Source organism: Streptomyces sp. NTH33 (genome assembly GCF_003236365.1).
In the GTDB taxonomy this organism is placed as follows: domain Bacteria; phylum Actinomycetota; class Actinomycetes; order Streptomycetales; family Streptomycetaceae; genus Streptomyces.
The window spans coordinates 1-16,171 of record NZ_POTZ01000120.1; the positions used below are offsets into that span (position 1 = coordinate 1).

A 16,171-nucleotide genomic window follows, 5' to 3' on the forward strand; every position below is an offset into this window, starting at 1 on the left:
GCCCTGCGTCCGCCCCGGGCCCGCGCCTGGTCTGCCGGTGCCCCTCACCACCGCAGTGATGCCCCCGGCAGACCAGGCGCGGGCCCGGGGCGGACGCAGGGCCCTGGCCGGACTCGTCGGCGAAGCACAACCAGGCGTCCTGCTCCCTCACCGCCGTTCCACCACCGGCCGGACTCCTCGCCCCAGGTGGCCACCGTCTGCTCGTCGCGTTCGGTGGCCCGGTGCACCGGCACCTGCGCCGTGCAGCCCCTCTGCCGCAGCAGCCGCCAGGTCCGCGGCACGCTGAGCGAGACGTGCCGGCGGCGGCTGATGACGGCGACCCCAGTGCGGCAACAAGCCCCCTGCTCGCGAGGAAACCGCAGGCAGGGGGCTTGATCCATACCGCTTACTTCTTCTTGCCCTGGGTCTTGCCGGGGATCTTGATGAGCTGCGTTTTCGCTGCTCAGAGACGGTAGGCCCGTGCGCCTGGTGGTCGTCGTTGGTCGTCATTGGCCACTGTCGAGCGCCCTCGGACGGCCCAGAGACGGCCCAGCTTTGTCTCGCTCGGCCGACGGGCGGCACTTTCGATGCGCCCTGTCTGAACCTCAGCCGACGACAGTCCGCCACGACGGCGGGTGTGCCAACCGATCACGTACGCGTGTGCCTCGCTGCACCCCCACCGGCCTCAGCCATGCTGCCTGTGCCGTCGACCAGAGCAGGTACCGACGGCCAGCGCCTGGCGACGGCGGCCGGCCGAGCCCTCAGCTTGGGAAGCTGCGATCATTTGCGGCGGATTTTCGCGCTCACCTGGGCGAACGGCCCTGGTGCTGCCTCGTCCCGCTTGGCGGCTTTCACCGTGGTTCCCCGCAGTTCCCCGCTCGACCTGGTGCGCTTGTGGTGCAGGGCTGCGGCTTGGCCCCTCGCTCCTGTAGCACGTCTCATTTGATGTCAGAGGGTACGAAAATGCCAACGATGGCGTCCCTGTGCGTGCATAATCTTGCTCATGCAGAATCTGACCCGGTGGCTGAACCGGCTTGACAGAGCCATAGCGAAGAAGGAATTCAAGTTCGCTGAATCATTTAGACAAATCCTCATACCTGGCCCCAATCAGGTCAAAACGGAAGGCCTGTTGCGGATAGAGCCAGCAAGTCACATCTACATACCGGGGTCAACTTACCAACACCTCCATGTGATGGGATGGCTTGATGCCGGTGGGAATTCTTTTGAACTGCCCGACGACATAGGTGCGGCGCTAACCCTCGTGACAGACCGAAGGGTTGAAGTGATACCTGCCCAGCCGCTCACCATGGAGGGAGAGCCCAACCGAAAGGTTTTCTTGTCCATGTCTGATCTCCCTGATCGTCGGCTCATGGGTCCGCTTGATGAAGGTTTCGACTTAGATGGGGAATTCCGCGATCTTCTGGGTGGCATACGATCCCTTGATGATCGCAAATCGGAAGTCATTAACGCTGCCATGAGGCTTCACTACGGCGCCTGCCTCCTTTTCGCGGCAGACCTCGCAGCAGCTTATACACTGATCGTAGCGGGAATCGAAACCCTTGCTGGAGAGTTTCACGACTTCAGTCCCAGTTGGGAAGTCTGGGATCAGGCTAGAAGCTGGGAAAAATTCATCAAGGCGCAAGCGCTATCGGATAAACAGGCGGAAGCGCTCAGGTCGAAGCTGCTGGAAAAGAACGCGCATATGAGGCTAGGTGAGCGATTCTCCGAATACGCCACGCGGGGGATCACCGACGCGTTCTTTGAGCAAGAACTATCCGTATGGGTGCCGGACATTGACTGGGCCAGGGGAAGCGTCACGGGCGGATCTTGGCATCCAGGGCCGCGTATAGGAGATGTCAACTCAAATGTCGATGAACTCAAAAAGGCGCTAAAGAAATCATACGCTGCACGCTCAGGTTTTGTGCATTCAGGTGAAAGGGCAGTAGACTCAATTAATCAGGCCGTAGGGGCGTATGCTGGATACAAGGCTTCTGCGCCGGTTCCGTTCGCCATCCTGAGGTCGCTACTCCGGCATCTAATCCTTAGGGAAATCGATTCCCGGTGTACAAGTCGAGAAACACCTCCGATTGAGGACCGCAAAGCCCAAAATGTTGCGACTCTACTGCAGGAGGCTGCCCCATTTCTTAGCAATACTAAGAAGAAATCGCGTTGATTGTCATCGCTGACACGACGAGGTCGGCGGAGTCTCAATGGGCGTGGCAGCGCCGGCAACTGCGATCGGTGGTCGGTCTACTGATCAGCCCTTCCGCCGACCAGCGGCACAAAAGAAGCCCACTGCTCTGACCAGATCAGATGCCGTGGCTTCTGTCGTTGTCAGTCGGCGGCGAGTGACCTCGGACGGCCCGGGGCGGCCCAGCGGCTGCCGCTAGACCACCCCTGCCCCTCCTGCCGAGCGAGTGCACCCAGGGACCTGAATACCCGGCGGCCCAGCCTGCCTCCGCCGGCGGTTCCGGGATGGGCGCGCCAGCAGCAACTACACCACACGGATCCGCAGGCCGGTTCCGTCGCTTCCGACCGAGACAGCCTGGTGCTGGGGACCGTTCGCAGCTGCTCCAGTGACAACAGGCGCCCACGAACCGCGAAGTTGGCGAGCTCTCCGCAGGTAGGCGCTGACTCTTCCTTCACGAAGACGTTCATACATCCCCTTTTCGACCCCTCTGAAGATTTCGAGAGATGCACCGTTGGGGAGTGGCATGGAATACTCGACGCCAACAAACCGATGTGAATCAATGTTGGACTCGGAGCTGACTGTAAACGTCTGCCAGTCTGGGGCTAGGTCATCTAAGGGTAAGCGCTGATAGTCTGCGGTTCTTGTTGAGGCGAATTGTGATGCAGCAGTGTTGTCGCCCGCGAATCGCAGAACAGAGTGAGTCGCATTTCTTGCCAGAATTCGGAATAGCCATTTTTTGCCGTCCTCAGGCACCTGGAATAGGACAGGCAGTTCACCCACGCTTGCCTCATACTCAGTGCGTGCAACCTCTAAGTCTGCTTCATTGGATTGAAATTCTCCGACCCCTAGAAGCTCTCGCTGCCGTGCAAAGAACTGTTCGAAGGTGGGCTTGCCCGATGTCCACTGCTGGGGTCCAGGATCCTCAGATATTAATGCATCGAACTCTTCAGACTCCCCGTCCCATAAGTCGTCATCGCCAGGCGGGTCGAGTACGTCTACGGAAACACCCTTCGTGGACAGACGAGAGGCAACGATGAGGCTCGGCAACGTTCGAGCGCCTACCTCAATGGAACCTACTTGAAGAGAAGCTGTGGCCAACTGCTGCTTCGAATGGTACGCGTTCCCGTGGGTCCCCTTGCACTCCAAGACATACACCTTGCATCCTGAGTTTCCGCCCTCGGCGCGACGGCCGACCAAGAAATAATCGGGACGCATTGTCGCCTTGTTCTTCTGGCGGACTAGGCCTACCCCTTCAATGAATCCAGCGTTGAGTGCCACATCCACGTCAACGCTCGAAAACAGCCAGCCGGGGTATTTCCGCTCAAGGACCCTTTTGGCCACCACCAGAGCTAAGCCAATTCCGAGTTGTTCTGATTGTGCCACTTTATGGTGGTGCACTATGTCGGAGCCCGCCTGAGTCAGGGCCAAGACCTTTTTTCTATTGCTCCTGAGGGTAGCGCAGTATCGTACATGCGCCCAGTGGCGAGCTATGTCAGCGAAAGGCGATGCTGTAACGAATGTGGTGGCCAACCCTAATTCGCGCAGAACCTCTGCCGGGCTGGATTCTATTCCGGTAAATAATTCTGATGGGATTGCGTACACTGGCTTGCGGTAGAGATAAGAAGCACCGCGTTTCGGTCCGACGCGCTCTCGAGCTTCCTTTTCGACCTCTTCGGCCAATTCCGGCGTCGAGCTGACAACGAGCTTGGAAGGCGTCCCCAGCTCGCGCACTAAGGCACTGAAGTCAAGATGCACGCTTCCCCCCAAGGGCGCAGCACTGCTTGAGGAGGTCGACCGTAGATGCGGATGCAGACAGGCACAAGACCGCCTGCTGCGATGCCGGCATGGGACGGGCGTGCCGGAGAGCTAGGGACACTTCCTCGCTGGCGGGTTTTGGGCCGCTGCGATGCTGCCTGGCGGACGCGACGAGGCCACTGGTCGGCCCTCTCGGGGACGGTGACAGGCTCCTCTGCACAGCCACAACTGACCACCGGCGGCCGTGACCTGCGGCCGCCGAATCGATCAACGCCATGACCTGCTGAGCTGTCGGCAGTTGTCGACGTTGGTCATCGTCGAGCGCCCTTCCACGGCCCCAGGACGGCCCTGGAGGGCGCTCGTGCGTGAGCACCGCTTTAGGAGAGAGGCTGGGAGGCTGTGCCGGTGACCTGGCGGTTCGATGCCTGGTGAGGCGGCGGCAAAATCGACCGCGAGAAGCCCTCGTTGACCGTGGCTGACCGCAGCATCTGGCACGGTTGTGGCACGAACCTCAGCGACGACAGTCAGCCACCACGGCGGGTGCGCCGGCCGACCCGGCGCGCGTGTGCCTCGCTGCACCTCACTTGCCTCAGCCATGCCGCTCGCGACGCCCGATGGCCGACCGGTGGCCACGGTGTCCGCGCCCCCGGCCTGGGCATGAGCAGTTACACACGGCGTCACTCAGGAACCCCTAGCCTGCACCCACAGGGGCGCAGGTCTGTGTGTTCCTCTTTGTCTTCTTTCCTCCTTCGCAGCATAGCGCTAATTTCCTCTCCCCTGCCATCAGCGGGCCAGGATGAAGTTCCCCAACGCAAGTCTTCGAAAGTCGACTCCAGGTCAGCGTCGCTCGAAATTGAGAAGTCTACGTGCATGGCGACCAAGCGCCATGCCGCCCACGTGACTTCCCGCTGAAATCCCTCAATGAATCCTTCCTCCTCAACCTTGCTAGTCACACCTCCATGCGCAATTCTGCTCCTGATGGAATAGAGGTTCTCATACCGCTTTGCGCGAATCGAGCGCGATTGCGGATCGGCATCCAATAGAGCAAAGCGCTCTTTCATGGCGCGCCCGGGAAGTCCGCTCTTCGCCCCAATCAGCGCATCCAGAGCCACTCCTAGCGCGAGCGTCGCATCATCCAGGTTCGAGGACCAAAGCGCCTCGGAGAACCACCTTCCGGCTACCCCAAGGCGGCGGTAGATTGGCCCCGGATTGAAAAGCGAATTTAGGACCGCATCGCACAGATCATTGTTCGCCAAGACGGCGTGTAGCGGCACCGGGTCTGCACTGTACCAGCGGCGACTACTCTCTTTTCCGACTACGTCACATATGAGAGGTTGGCTATAGAGTTCGACTATCGCATCCTTTCTTTGCATGCCCTTCTCTACGGCGCCGCGATCGAGCATTAGGCCTCGGACTCCTGGGCGATTCCAAGATCCGCGAGTAGCGTAAATCCTGTGACTCTCCTTGTCCGTGTCCAGCAGTAGGGCAGTATCGACGAGCGCTTCGAATCGCCTGGACGCCTGCTTGAAAGCCATCCCACGTTGGCCCGGCACCAGCGTGGCGAAGCAAACGGGCGGGGTCTGATGGCCCTGCTGGTTAGCGAAGTCCGTGACAATTTCTCTTGCGGCAGCCGCTCGTCCGCCCATTTGGGCAACAACGTCGGCAAGAGCTGTTCCCGCCTTACCGATAGCGCATCTGCTACCCAGTAGACGTGGCGTATCCTCCCATTCGACGTTGGCAACGGGGAACATCACCAATGCAGGGCTCGGCTTAAGGAGCTTCGAGACATTCCTGTCGATGAAGGATCGAGGATCCTTGGCTTCGGACGCTGCTACACAAAGGGAGGCGACTAGCCCCCAGAGCTCTTCCGCGTCCCACCAGTCGCGCGCGGATACTTGACTGAGCACCGCCTCGACTGCCTCTTCATAGGAAGAAATGCCCTCAGGTGTCATTGTCACTGGGCCATTGGCTGAGTCTAGAGCCGCGCCCTCCGACTGGCGGTACTCAGGCAGGAACCAGCCGTGGGTCCATGGGTCGGTGCCGGGCGCCTCCGTGATTGTCGCAGTGGCTTTGGCCAGAAGATCAGCTATGTGCTGGCGAGACACTCCCATGCCGACACTTTGACAGGAGTGGTATGCGCGTGCGACGGATTTTACGAACAACTCGGGCAGTGCTGCGGCGTGTGTCTACCAGGTCGGCGGAGCGGGTTTGGCCGGTGGCCTGCCCGGTCTGGGGTCGAGCATGATCAGGGGGCCGTACGCTGGTTGGCAACTCGGGCAGGCTTTGGGCCTGACCGCAATGTGCACGAGTGGCCCCCTGGTCTTGCTCGACGCGGGTCCCGGACCGGGGAGGTGGCTAAAGCCGTGGAGCCGACCGCCCCAGCCATGACGTGCCCCTTCTCTGACGGCAAGCGGGTGATTGCTGTGCGCGCGGCCCGGGCGCCGGCCGGGCTGGAGCGGGGCGGAGACAGGAGCGCAGGCCCGGCCGGGGGCCGGGCCGCGCGCGGTGAGCGGAGCGAGCCGCCTTGAACCAGTAGAGAAAGTTGTAACTCAGTCTCTGGCCCGGTGTTTGAAGGCGTAAGCACACGGCGGGAGTTCGGCATCCTGACGGTGTGCGAACGGCAGGAAGAGCACTGGTCGGATCACCCATGTGATGCGAGTGCTGGCGTGCGTGACCGTCACTGTGCAGGGTTCCGAGCGCAGGAGAGCTTGCCTGGTCTTGACTCGTCCCTCGTACAGCCATGCCCACGCCTCGTCGGATGCGTCGGAATCGAGCGTCGGTGAGATGGTGCGGAGCACGACAGCGATCCAGCGGTCTGCCTGCGGTGCCGAGTAGGCGTCGAAGGAAGCTCGGAGCGTCGGCCCTTCCGCAGAGGTCAGGTCTTCGGTCCAGCACTCGCACCAGTAGCCGCGGGTGGGCGCGTTCATGAGGTCGCTCCTGGTGGGTAGACCGCGAGCACGTAGCGGGTGCTGTCGTCGTAGAGGGTGAGCTGGTAGCCCGTGCCTGTGGCCATGTAGGCGAGGGCGCGTTCGTGCTCCGCTTCGTCTGTCAGCCAGTGCAGTCCCGGCCTCGCGTACGCGGTGTCGAGCTGGTCGGTGATGTGACGGGTGCGCCCTTGTAACCAGCGCAGGGCCAGTCGCGGGCTCGCTGCTTCGTGTGATCCCAGCAGGATCGAGCGCACCTCGTCCAGGGGGTAGGCGGCGGCCCGGCACTGGTAAGGGAGAGGCTGGCTGCCCACGTCCGGCGTCTCGGGATGCGTGTATGTCAGCACGGGTGCCCTCCTGCCGATCCTCGCGGTGCGGCGAACAGTTCCGCGGTGACGGTGTGGCCGGTCTGGCTGCGGTGGACGATGACCCGGTGCGCAAGGGCGCTGACCATGCCCAGGCCTCGGCCGTGTTCGGCGTGCTGGTCCTGGTGCTCGGCCTTGGGGGCCGTGCTCGTGCCTCCGTCGTCCGTGACCGAGAGGGCGATGACCTGAGCCGAGACCGCGAGGGCCAGGTGGAAGCTGCCCGCCTGCTGGCCGCTGGCCGTGTGAAGGATCGCGTTCGCGCTCAGCTCGCTCACGATCAGTTCGGCGTCCTCCGCCAAGGGGGAGCCGCGAAGGATGTCCCGCGTCCAGCGGCGGGCTCTGCTGACCTCTTCCGGAAATCCTGGGCAACTGAGCCCCCAGACCCGGGCCTTACTCGTATACTCGTGCATACAAGTTCCTTCATGCTGGTAGGCCGCCATGTGCAGCGGGTTCGGGCTAGACGAGTTTCACGCCGTCGTGGGCGCGGACGGCCGGCGGGGACGCCGCGTCGAGTGCGTCAAGGACGCGGATCGCGTACGCCTCGTCGGCAAGCTCGGAGACTTCTTCACGAGTGGCCCAACGCAGTGCGCGGGTCTCGTCGCCGGTGGTGGGCGTGCCGTCGGCGGCCTCGCAGCGGAAGACCAGCGAGACGATCAAGCCCTTCATGTTCTTGTAGACGCCAGTCAGGGTGGCCGGGAGGGCGATCTTGATGCCGGTCTCTTCGAGGACTTCACGCTGAAGTGCCTCGGGGATGGTTTCCTCGCGTTCGAGGACACCGCCCGGCGGTTCCCAGTGACCGTTGTCGCGGCGCTGTATCAAGAGGGCACGGCCCTGGTCGTCGACGACGACCCCGGCGACGCTCACGGAGTGCGGGCGGTCAGTGCTCACGTTCCTCGGCCCTCTCGGCTGACTAGGCTCTCCACAGTAGCAATGAGACTCGCCCACTCGTCTAGATACCTAAAGGAGTACAACGACGTGAGCCCTCTTCCTTCCGGCATCCTCGGTGATCTCGACCCCACGAGTGATCGTGCGGTCTTCCGGCAGATCGCCGACCAGCTGCGCGAGGCCATCGACCGTGGGCGATTCCGCGAGGGCGAAAAGCTCCCCTCCGAGGCCGAACTCGTCGAGCACTACGGGGTTTCCCGTATGACCGTTCGAAACTCCTTCTCCATCCTCCAAGGGGAAGGACTCGTGCACGCCGAACACGGCAAGGGCGTGTTCGTCCGCCCACGGCCCCCTGTACGACGGCTCGCCTCCGACCGCTTCGCCCGCAGGCACCGGGAGCAGGGCAAGTCGGCCTTCATCGTGGAGGCGGACGCGGTTGGCAGTCACCCCCAGGTCGACAGCCTGGAGGTGAAGGAGGAGAAGGCCGGCCCGGACGTCTCCGCCCGGCTCGGGTCGGTGCGGCGCGTGCTCGCCCGCCGGCGCCGGTACCTGCTCGACGGGCGGCCCGTGGAGTTCGCCACCTCCTACCTGCCGCTCGACATCGCGCGCGGTACGCCGATCGCCGAGCCGAACCCCGGTCCCGGCGGCATCTACGCCCGGCTCGAAGAGCTGGGTCACCGACTCGACCACTTCGAGGAGGAGATCCGTGCCCGGATGCCCTCCCCGGACGAGGTGCGCACGCTGCGGCTGGCCTCCGGCGTGCCGGTCATCCACCTGATCCGGACCGCTTTCGACACCAAGGGGCGGCCCGTGGAGGTGTGCGACACGGTGATGGCGGCGGACGCCTACGTCCTGTCGTACCAGCTCCCGGCGACGTGATCGCGTGAGCGGCGGTGGTGCGCGGGGGTCGTTCTCCGAACTCGTACACACCGACACGCATACTCGTATAGACGAGTGGGCAAGTCGTATGGCAAGGTGTTCGCGTGATCCCGACAAGCGGGTTCACAGAACGCCTCTTGTATAGACGAGTAGATAGGGGAACTTCCTTGCGTACCATCCGTGTCGAGACCTCGGCGGCCACGATCCTCCTGACCGAGGCCCCTGAGCCGAAGGTCCGTGACCGGCAGACCGGCGAGGTCGCCAAGGACGCCGTGAGCGGTGAGGCGCTGATGACCCTCGGCGTCGTCTACATCGAGGACGGCGAGTCCTCGCTGATCAAGGTCACCGTTCCGGAGGGCGGCGTTTCCGAAGGGCTGGTCCTCGGCTCGCCGGTCTCGCTGCCGGGGCTGGTCGCCCGCCCGTGGGAGAGCGTCTTCAACGGACAGCAGCGTCACGGCATCGCCTACCGGGCCGCCGCCGTCACCCCGGCCTCGTTCCCGGCCGCCGTGGGGGCCTCGGCCTGATGACCGACCTGACGACGATCCTGGAGGTGGGTGGCCCCCTCGCCGCGCTCGGCGGCGGGGCCGCCTACGCCCGGGCCAAGCATCCGGCCGTCTACTGGTCCGCGGTCGGGCTGCCCATATCGACCGCCCGCCTGCTCGGCTCGTACGGCTCGGTGATGGAGGCATGCGGGCTGACCGTGGCGCCGTCCCGGCTGCGGGCCCTGGCGGTCAAGGCCACCACCCGCCGGGAGGTGCGGCCCGTGCCTCCCCGCCGGGGCATCATCCGGCCCACCTCGACCGGCTTACGGCTCCGTCTTCGGCTCGCTCCAGGGCAGGAGCCAGCGGACGTCGCCGCCTCGGCCGAACGGTTGCGGCATGCCTGGGGCGTCCATGCCGTCTACGTGACGACGGTCAAGCCGGGCGTGGTCGAACTGCGCCTCGTCGGCTTCGACGTCCTGTGGCGGGTGCGGATGCCGCGCAAGCTCGACGCGGGGCTGTTGCAAGTGCCGGTCGCGCTGCGCGAGGACGCCACCCCGTTCGTACGCGACTACCGCACCGTTCCGCACCAACTGACCCTGGGCGCCACGCTGTCCGGGAAGTCCATGTACCTGCGGCACCTCATCACCGGACTCGCCCGTCAGCCGGTCGCCCTGGTCGGCATCGACTGCAAGCGGGGTGTGGAGCTGGCCCCGTTCACCGACCGGCTCTCCGCGCTGGCCACCGACCCGGAGCAGGCAGCCGAACTGCTGCCCGTGCTCGTCAAGGAGATGGAGGACCGATACGACCTGATCAAAGCCCGGCAGGGCATCGCACCCGCCACCCCGGCCGAAGAGATCACCTCCGACGTCTGGGGGCTGCCCGAGAGCGAACGGCCGGTGCCGGTCGTGCTGTTCGTCGACGAGGTGGCCGAACTCTTCCTTGTTGCCACGAAGAAGGACGAGGAACGGCGCGACGAGATGGTCACCCAGCTCATCCGCCTCGCCCAACTCGGCCGGGCCGCCGGCATCTACCTGGAGGTCTGCGGGCAGCGCTTCGGCGCCGAGCTGGGCAAGGGCGCCACGATGCTGCGGGCCCAGTTGACCGGCCGTGTCTGCCACCGCGTCAACGATGAAGCATCCGCGAAGATGGCGCTCGGCGACATCGCACCCGAGGCGGTCACGGCCGCCTGCGCCATCGCCCCCGAACGGCCGGGTCTGGCCGTGGCCGGTGACACCTCGGGCGGCTGGTCCCGCATCCGTACGCCCTACCTCTCCCTCGGCGATGCGGCCCGCATCTGTCAGGAGTCGGCGCACCTCGCGCCCGAGCTGCCCGCGCTGAAGCCGTTCCGTCCCGACGTTCCCGCCGGGCTCGTCGAGATCCCGGCGCCAGTTGTCCGGCCGCTCCCGGTGACCGACTGACCTTCGCCCCCCTCAGCACTCGGTCGGCGTGACCGCCTCACGCCATGTCCCTACCCCGTCATGCCCGATTCCGGAAGGAGCCGCGTCATGCGTGCTCACCTGGCCCGTGTCGACGCGGTGCTCGTCCAAGCGGTCATCGCGGCGGCGCTGTCCTTCGCCCACCTGCACGACGTCGCCTCGGCGGCCGGACAGGACGGGTGGAAGGCGTGGGCCTACCCCGTCTCGGTCGACCTGCTGCTCGTCGCCGCCTGGCGCCGACTGCGGTCCGGCGACGCGAAAGCGGCCGGGTGGTGCTGGTTCGTCGTCGCGCTCGCCGCGTCCCTCGGCGCCAACGTCGCCACCGCCGGACTGCTCGACATGCGCCAGGTGCCGGCCTGGCTGCGCATCCTCGTCGCCGGATGGCCTGCGGTCGCCTTCCTCGGCGGCACGCTGCTCGCCCATACGGCGTCGACGCCCGCCGTCAGTGCTCCGGACAGTGCTGACGTGGTCGACGACCAGGACGGCCAGGAGGACGCGCCCGATCCGACTCCTGAGCCGGTCGAGCCGATCGCCCCATCGGAACCGGTCCCCGCGGCTGCGCCCGAGCGGCCTGCCGTGTCCGTCCCGGCCGCGCTCGTCGAACACGCCCGCAAGGTCGCCGCCGAGCACCACCACCGCACCGGAGCACCCATCGACACCCCGACCCTGCGCGCCCGCCTCGGCGTCCCCGCACCGCTCGCCGAAGCCATCGTCGCCCGTCTTTGAAAGGAGTTCCCGTGACCGCGAACCGCCGCTTCCGCGCCCTCGTCCGCATCGGCCCCGTGCAGGTCGGCACGTCGTACGACGGCCGGGGCCGCGAGAAGCACACCGCCGCCTGCACCGCCCCGCGCTGCGGCTTCTCCGCCGACTACGACAGCCGGGCCGCCGCCGAGCTGGCCGCCCGCACCCACCGCTGCCCCGTCCGCTGAAAGGACCCGCAACCCGTGACCGTCAGCCTGCCGCTCGTCGTCGTCCTCGGCTTCTTCGCCTGGGGCGCGGTCAAGTTCCTCGGCGTCCGTACCTGGGTCGTCGTCCTGGTCGCCCTCTTCGGCTTCTGGCTCTCGCACACCTTCCTCGCCCCCGCCATCGAGTCCGGCACGCGCTCGGGCGTGGACGTCATAAACGGCTCACATGACTAGACGAGTAGATAAGGAGGGTTCCGCCGTGCTCCTGCCCAAGTACCCCGACAGCCCGACCCCGCCTCCCGCGCACACCCACACCCCGGTCGATCCGTCGCCCGTACGGCGCTCGCTGCCGCCCGTCTCGATCAGTACCGGAGCGGTCGTAGCCGTGCTCACCGGCGGTGTGGTCCTGACCGCGCTCCTGGCCGCCGTCGCCGTCTCGGCCGTCGCGGTGGCCGTCGCCGCCGTCGTCCTGCGCTCCCTGCTCCGCGAGCACCACCGCCGCTGAGCCACATACGCCTCGCCCCGGGGCGGCCACGACACCGCCAAGCATCCGGCCGCCCCGGGCTCTCGCTCCCGACCCGAACAGTCAGAAGGAGACAAGCCATCTTCACCCGCCCCACCCCGCCGCCGCTGCCCGAACTGGCCAAGCTGGCCGCACACGGCACCCTGCCCGGTATCCTCCGGCAGCTCTCCGGGCTCGGTGGCTGCACCAGCCCGATCCGCCTCGACGGCCACCGCACCGAGTACGACGTCGACACCACCACCGGCGAGATCGGCCGCGTCCTCCAGCACCTCGACTCGGCCGACCTGCCCGCCGGCCACCTCCTGGTCCGCTGCAACAACCGCCGCACGACCCGCTGCCCAGCCTGCTCCGAGGTCTACCGCCGCGACACCTTCCACCTGATCACCTCGGGCCTTCGCGGCGGCAAGGGCACTCCGGAGCACGTAGCCGCACATCCTCGAGTCTTCGCCACCTTCACCGCGCCGAGCTTCGGGCCGGTCCACAACCGCCCCACCGGTCCGGCCGGAACGGTCCGCCCCTGTCGCTGCGGCGTCCGCCACGACCAGGACGACGACGTACTCGGCTCCCCGCTCGACCCGGACACCTACGACTACGAAGCGGCCGTTCTCTGGAACGCGCACGCCGGGGCCCTCTGGCGGCGCTTCTCGACCTACCTGCGCCGGGAGGTCGCCAAGCGCGCGGGCCTGTCCCAGCGCCGGTTCCGCGAGCACGCGCGCGTGTCCTTCGCCAAGGTCGCCGAGTACCAGAAACGCGGTTCCGTCCACTTCCACGTCGTCATCCGCCTCGACGGCCCCGGAGGCGGCGACACTGCCCCGCCGGCCTGGGCCACCGCCGAGCTGCTGACCGACGCCATCCGTGCCGCGACATCGAAGGTACGCGTGGACGGGCCGGTCATCGACAGCCGCGCCCACACCTTCGCCTTCGGCCGCCAACTCGACGTCCGCACCATCCGCTCCGCCGACTTCAACAACGGCCAGGAACTGACCGAGCGGGCCGTCGCCGCCTACATCGCCAAGTACGCCACCAAGGGCGCCGAGACCGCCACGGGCGCCCTCGACCGGCCCCTGAAGTTCGCCGCCGAACTGGCCCAGCTCGACATCAGCGACCACGCCCGCCGCCTCATCCGCACCGCCTGGACCCTCGGCGCACGCAAGGACCTCGAACACCTCCGCCTGCGCGCCTGGGCCCACATGCTCGGCTTCCGCGGCCACTTCTCCACCAAGTCCCGCCGCTACTCCACCACCCTCGGCGCCCTCCGCGACGCCCGCGCCGAATGGCGCCGAGCCCAAGCCGCCGCAGCGGCCAACGGTCCCGAGACGGACACGACGTACGTCCTCGCCCACTGGGTGTTCGCCGGTACCGGTCTGTCCGACGCCGAAGCCTGGCTTGCCGCATCCCTCGAACCCGCCCCCGGAACGGAAGGAGAGCCGACCCATGGGTAGCCGACGCCTCGCTGTCGCGGAAGCGGCCTCCGAGCCGCGTGGTCTGCCGTCGCGGTACCTGACTCCTGACGACCTGGTGGCGATGTTCGACCTGCCCAGCGTCGAGACGGTCTACCAGTGGCGCCGCAAGCGCACCGGTCCCCGCGGCTTCCGGGTCGGCCGACACCTTCGCTACGACCCTGCGGACGTCCAAGCCTGGGTCGAGTCCCTGCGGGAAGGGGCTGCCGCCTGATGGCCGGGCACGTCCAAGACCGTTGGTACAGAACCGAGACCGGCCCGGATGGGAAGGTGCGCAAGGTCAAGACCGAGCGCTACGGATCCGGTCTCCGCTACCGCGCTCGCTACGTCGGCCCGGACGGCACGGAGAAGGCCAAGAGCTTCCCCGACCGTCAGAAGCGGCTCGCTGATCAGTGGCTGGCGCACATCGAGGCGGACATGGCGCGCGGGCAGTACATCGACCCGCGCGCCGCCCGGATCACCTTCCAGCAATACGCCGAGCGCTGGGTCGCCACACAGGGCGCCGACCCGAACACCCAGGCCTCGATGGAGTCGCAACTACGGCTGCACGCCTTCCCCTACCTCGGCTCGCGTCCGCTCGGCTCCTTCCAGCCGGCGCACATCCGGGACTGGGTGCGGCAGTTGCAGGAGAACGGCATCCGCGGGTCGTACGCCCGGACGATCTACTCCAACGTGCGCGCGGCGCTCAGCGCGGCCGTGGACGACGGCCACCTTCCCCGCAACCCGTGTGCGGCCCGGTCCGTCCGTCCGCCGACCGTCGACAACAAGCGCATCGTGCCCTGGACGCCCGAGCGGGTCTTCGCCGTCCGGGCCGCCATGCCCGAGCGCTACCAAGCCATGGTCGACCTGGGCGGCGGCTGCGGGCTCCGCCAGGGCGAGATCCTGGGCGTAGCTGTCGACGCGATCGACTTCGAGTCGGACACGCTCCACGTGGTCCAGCAACTGAAGCTGAGCCGCAGCAAGGCCGTGTTCGCGCCGCCGAAGGGCGGCAAGCTGCGGGACGTGCCGCTTCCCGGCCCTGTCGCCGATGCGCTTCGGGAGCACATGAAGCGGTTCCCCCCGGTCGAGATCACCTTGCCGTGGAAGGTCGCCGATGGCCCTCCGGTGACCAAGCGGCTCATCTTCACCGGGCCACGCGGCGGGCACGTCTGGCGGACGTCCCTCAACGAGGAGGCATGGAAACCGGCGCTCGCCGCAGTCGGCATCATCCCCATGCCCGAGCGGGGCCGCCCGTACGCCGAGTCCCGCGAGAACGGCATGCACGCCCTCCGCCACTTCTACGCCTCGGTGCTCTTGGACGCGGGGGAGAACATCAAGGCCCTCGCCGAGTACCTGGGTCACTCAGACCCGGGCCTGACGCTCCGGGTGTACGCGCACCTCATGCCGTCCAGCCAGGAGCGCACCCGCAAGGCGGTCGCCGCCGTCTTCGACACGGCCCGACCGGAGTCGTCCCGCACCTGACGGCCCAGAGACGGCCCAGAGGCAGCAGCAAGCCCCCTGCTCGCGGAGAAACCGCAGGCAGGGGGCTTGTTCGTGCGGGCTTACTTCTTCTTGCCCTGGTTCTTGACCGCCTCGATCGCGGCCGCGGCCGCCTCCGGGTCGAGGTACTTGCCGCCGGGGTTGAGGGGGCGGAAGTCGGCGTCGAGTTCGTAGGAGAGGGGGATGCCCGTCGGGATGTTCAGGCCCGCGATGTCGGCGTCCGAGATCTGGTCGAGGTGCTTGACCAGGGCGCGCAGGCTGTTGCCGTGGGCGGCGACCAGGACCGTGCGGCCGGTGAGGAGGTCGGGGACGATGGCGTCGAACCAGTACGGGAGCATGCGGACGACGACGTCCTTGAGGCACTCCGTCTGCGGACGCAGCTCCGGCGGGAGGGCCGCGTAGCGCGGGTCGGAGAACTGGGAGTACTCGGCGTCACGGTCCAGCGGGGGCGGCGGGGTGTCGTAGGAGCGGCGCCACAGCATGAACTGTTCCTCGCCGAACTCCTCCAGGGTCTGGGCCTTGTCCTTGCCCTGGAGGGCGCCGTAGTGGCGCTCGTTGAGGCGCCAGGAGCGGTGGACCGGGATCCAGTGGCGGTCGGCGGCCTCCAGCGCGAGCTGGGCCGTGCGGATCGCGCGCTTCTGGACGGACGTGTGGACCACGTCGGGCAGCAGGCCGGCGTCCTTCAGCAGCTCACCGCCGCGGATCGCCTCCTTCTCGCCCTTGTCGTTGAGGTTGACGTCCACCCAGCCGGTGAACAGGTTCTTCGCGTTCCACTCGCTCTCGCCGTGGCGGAGGAGGATCAGCTTGTACGGTGCGTCGGCCATGTCTCAGAGCGTAATCCACGGGTCAGGGGCCTTGTCCGGGCCGCCCGGCAGGCGGACGGGCGTGTGGGCTGTCTCTTATACACA

19 protein-coding genes are annotated in these 16,171 nt (G+C 66.6%); 11 read left to right on the forward strand and 8 right to left on the reverse strand.

Translation table 11 applies throughout. The features are described from left to right. Window positions 1–44 precede the first annotated feature (44 nt). Window positions 45–380, reverse strand: a complete 336-nt coding sequence (locus C1I97_RS42705; RefSeq protein ID WP_111003617.1) for a helix-turn-helix domain-containing protein — start codon at window positions 378–380, stop codon at window positions 45–47. 602 nt (window positions 381–982) lie between these two features. Here C1I97_RS42705 and C1I97_RS39260 point away from each other — a divergent pair. After that, complete coding sequence (locus C1I97_RS39260) at window positions 983–2,152, forward strand: hypothetical protein (protein ID WP_146608218.1); 1,170 nt, start codon at window positions 983–985, stop codon at window positions 2,150–2,152. A 321-nt stretch (window positions 2,153–2,473) separates the two neighbouring features. Here the strand turns inward: C1I97_RS39260 and C1I97_RS39265 are convergent, their stop codons facing one another. From C1I97_RS39265 to C1I97_RS14450, 6 genes are all read right to left on the reverse strand, one after another. Further along, window positions 2,474–3,901, reverse strand: coding sequence for a hypothetical protein (locus C1I97_RS39265; RefSeq protein WP_146608219.1), 1,428 nt, complete (start codon window positions 3,899–3,901; stop codon window positions 2,474–2,476). 701 nt (window positions 3,902–4,602) lie between these two features. Next, window positions 4,603–6,036 carry a HEPN domain-containing protein gene (locus tag C1I97_RS39270; protein WP_146608220.1) on the reverse strand — a complete coding sequence of 478 codons (1,434 nt, stop codon included), beginning with the start codon at window positions 6,034–6,036 and terminating at the stop codon, window positions 4,603–4,605. A gap of 438 nt (window positions 6,037–6,474) precedes the next feature. Further along, window positions 6,475–6,852: a hypothetical protein gene (locus C1I97_RS14435; protein ID WP_111003618.1), complete on the reverse strand. Its 378-nt coding sequence runs from the start codon at window positions 6,850–6,852 to the stop codon at window positions 6,475–6,477. After that, complete coding sequence (locus C1I97_RS14440; protein WP_111003619.1) at window positions 6,849–7,196, reverse strand: hypothetical protein; 348 nt, start codon at window positions 7,194–7,196, stop codon at window positions 6,849–6,851. Before C1I97_RS14440 ends, C1I97_RS14435 begins: the two co-directional genes overlap by 4 nt. Then, complete coding sequence (locus C1I97_RS14445; protein ID WP_111003620.1) at window positions 7,190–7,624, reverse strand: ATP-binding protein; 435 nt, start codon at window positions 7,622–7,624, stop codon at window positions 7,190–7,192. Before C1I97_RS14445 ends, C1I97_RS14440 begins: the two co-directional genes overlap by 7 nt. Before the next feature lie 46 nt (window positions 7,625–7,670). Continuing rightward, on the reverse strand, window positions 7,671–8,078 hold the full coding sequence (locus tag C1I97_RS14450; RefSeq protein ID WP_111003621.1) for an NUDIX hydrolase: 408 nt from the start codon (window positions 8,076–8,078) through the stop codon (window positions 7,671–7,673). Window positions 8,079–8,189: 111 nt separating this feature from the next. Here C1I97_RS14450 and C1I97_RS14455 point away from each other — a divergent pair, with 111 nt between their 5' ends. The 10 genes from C1I97_RS14455 to C1I97_RS14500 all read left to right on the forward strand — a co-directional run bounded on the left by C1I97_RS14455 (window position 8,190) and on the right by C1I97_RS14500 (window position 15,245). Further along, on the forward strand, window positions 8,190–8,978 hold the full coding sequence (locus C1I97_RS14455) for a GntR family transcriptional regulator (protein WP_111003622.1): 789 nt from the start codon (window positions 8,190–8,192) through the stop codon (window positions 8,976–8,978). A 167-nt stretch (window positions 8,979–9,145) separates the two neighbouring features. After that, complete coding sequence (locus C1I97_RS14460) at window positions 9,146–9,502, forward strand: SCO3933 family regulatory protein (RefSeq protein WP_111003623.1); 357 nt, start codon at window positions 9,146–9,148, stop codon at window positions 9,500–9,502. Next, window positions 9,502–10,878: an FtsK/SpoIIIE domain-containing protein gene (locus tag C1I97_RS14465; RefSeq protein WP_111003624.1), complete on the forward strand. Its 1,377-nt coding sequence runs from the start codon at window positions 9,502–9,504 to the stop codon at window positions 10,876–10,878. The genes C1I97_RS14460 and C1I97_RS14465 overlap by 1 nt, the downstream gene beginning before the upstream one ends. 87 nt (window positions 10,879–10,965) lie before the next feature. After that, window positions 10,966–11,622: a DUF2637 domain-containing protein gene (locus C1I97_RS14470; protein WP_111003625.1), complete on the forward strand. Its 657-nt coding sequence runs from the start codon at window positions 10,966–10,968 to the stop codon at window positions 11,620–11,622. Between the two features lie 11 nt (window positions 11,623–11,633). Continuing rightward, a complete protein-coding gene (locus C1I97_RS14475; RefSeq protein WP_111003626.1) occupies window positions 11,634–11,825 on the forward strand; it encodes a mobile element transfer protein in 192 nt (63 codons plus the stop codon). Window positions 11,826–11,840: 15 nt separating this feature from the next. Continuing rightward, the gene (locus tag C1I97_RS14480) at window positions 11,841–12,035 is read left to right on the forward strand and encodes a hypothetical protein (protein ID WP_111003627.1); all 195 of its coding nucleotides are present in this window, start codon (window positions 11,841–11,843) and stop codon (window positions 12,033–12,035) included. Between the two features lie 25 nt (window positions 12,036–12,060). Continuing rightward, on the forward strand, window positions 12,061–12,306 hold the full coding sequence (locus tag C1I97_RS14485; RefSeq protein ID WP_111003628.1) for a SpdD protein: 246 nt from the start codon (window positions 12,061–12,063) through the stop codon (window positions 12,304–12,306). Between the two features lie 161 nt (window positions 12,307–12,467). Next, window positions 12,468–13,766, forward strand: coding sequence for a replication initiator (locus C1I97_RS14490; protein ID WP_111003629.1), 1,299 nt, complete (start codon window positions 12,468–12,470; stop codon window positions 13,764–13,766). Further along, the gene (locus C1I97_RS14495; protein WP_073934353.1) at window positions 13,759–13,998 is read left to right on the forward strand and encodes a helix-turn-helix transcriptional regulator; all 240 of its coding nucleotides are present in this window, start codon (window positions 13,759–13,761) and stop codon (window positions 13,996–13,998) included. Before C1I97_RS14490 ends, C1I97_RS14495 begins: the two co-directional genes overlap by 8 nt. Continuing rightward, window positions 13,998–15,245 carry a tyrosine-type recombinase/integrase gene (locus tag C1I97_RS14500; RefSeq protein WP_111003630.1) on the forward strand — a complete coding sequence of 416 codons (1,248 nt, stop codon included), beginning with the start codon at window positions 13,998–14,000 and terminating at the stop codon, window positions 15,243–15,245. Before C1I97_RS14495 ends, C1I97_RS14500 begins: the two co-directional genes overlap by 1 nt. Before the next feature lie 80 nt (window positions 15,246–15,325). Here the strand turns inward: C1I97_RS14500 and C1I97_RS14505 are convergent, their stop codons facing one another. Then, window positions 15,326–16,087 (reverse strand): phosphoglyceromutase, encoded by a 762-nt coding sequence (locus tag C1I97_RS14505; protein ID WP_111003631.1) that lies wholly within the window; start codon window positions 16,085–16,087, stop codon window positions 15,326–15,328. Window positions 16,088–16,171: the final 84 nt, after the last annotated feature.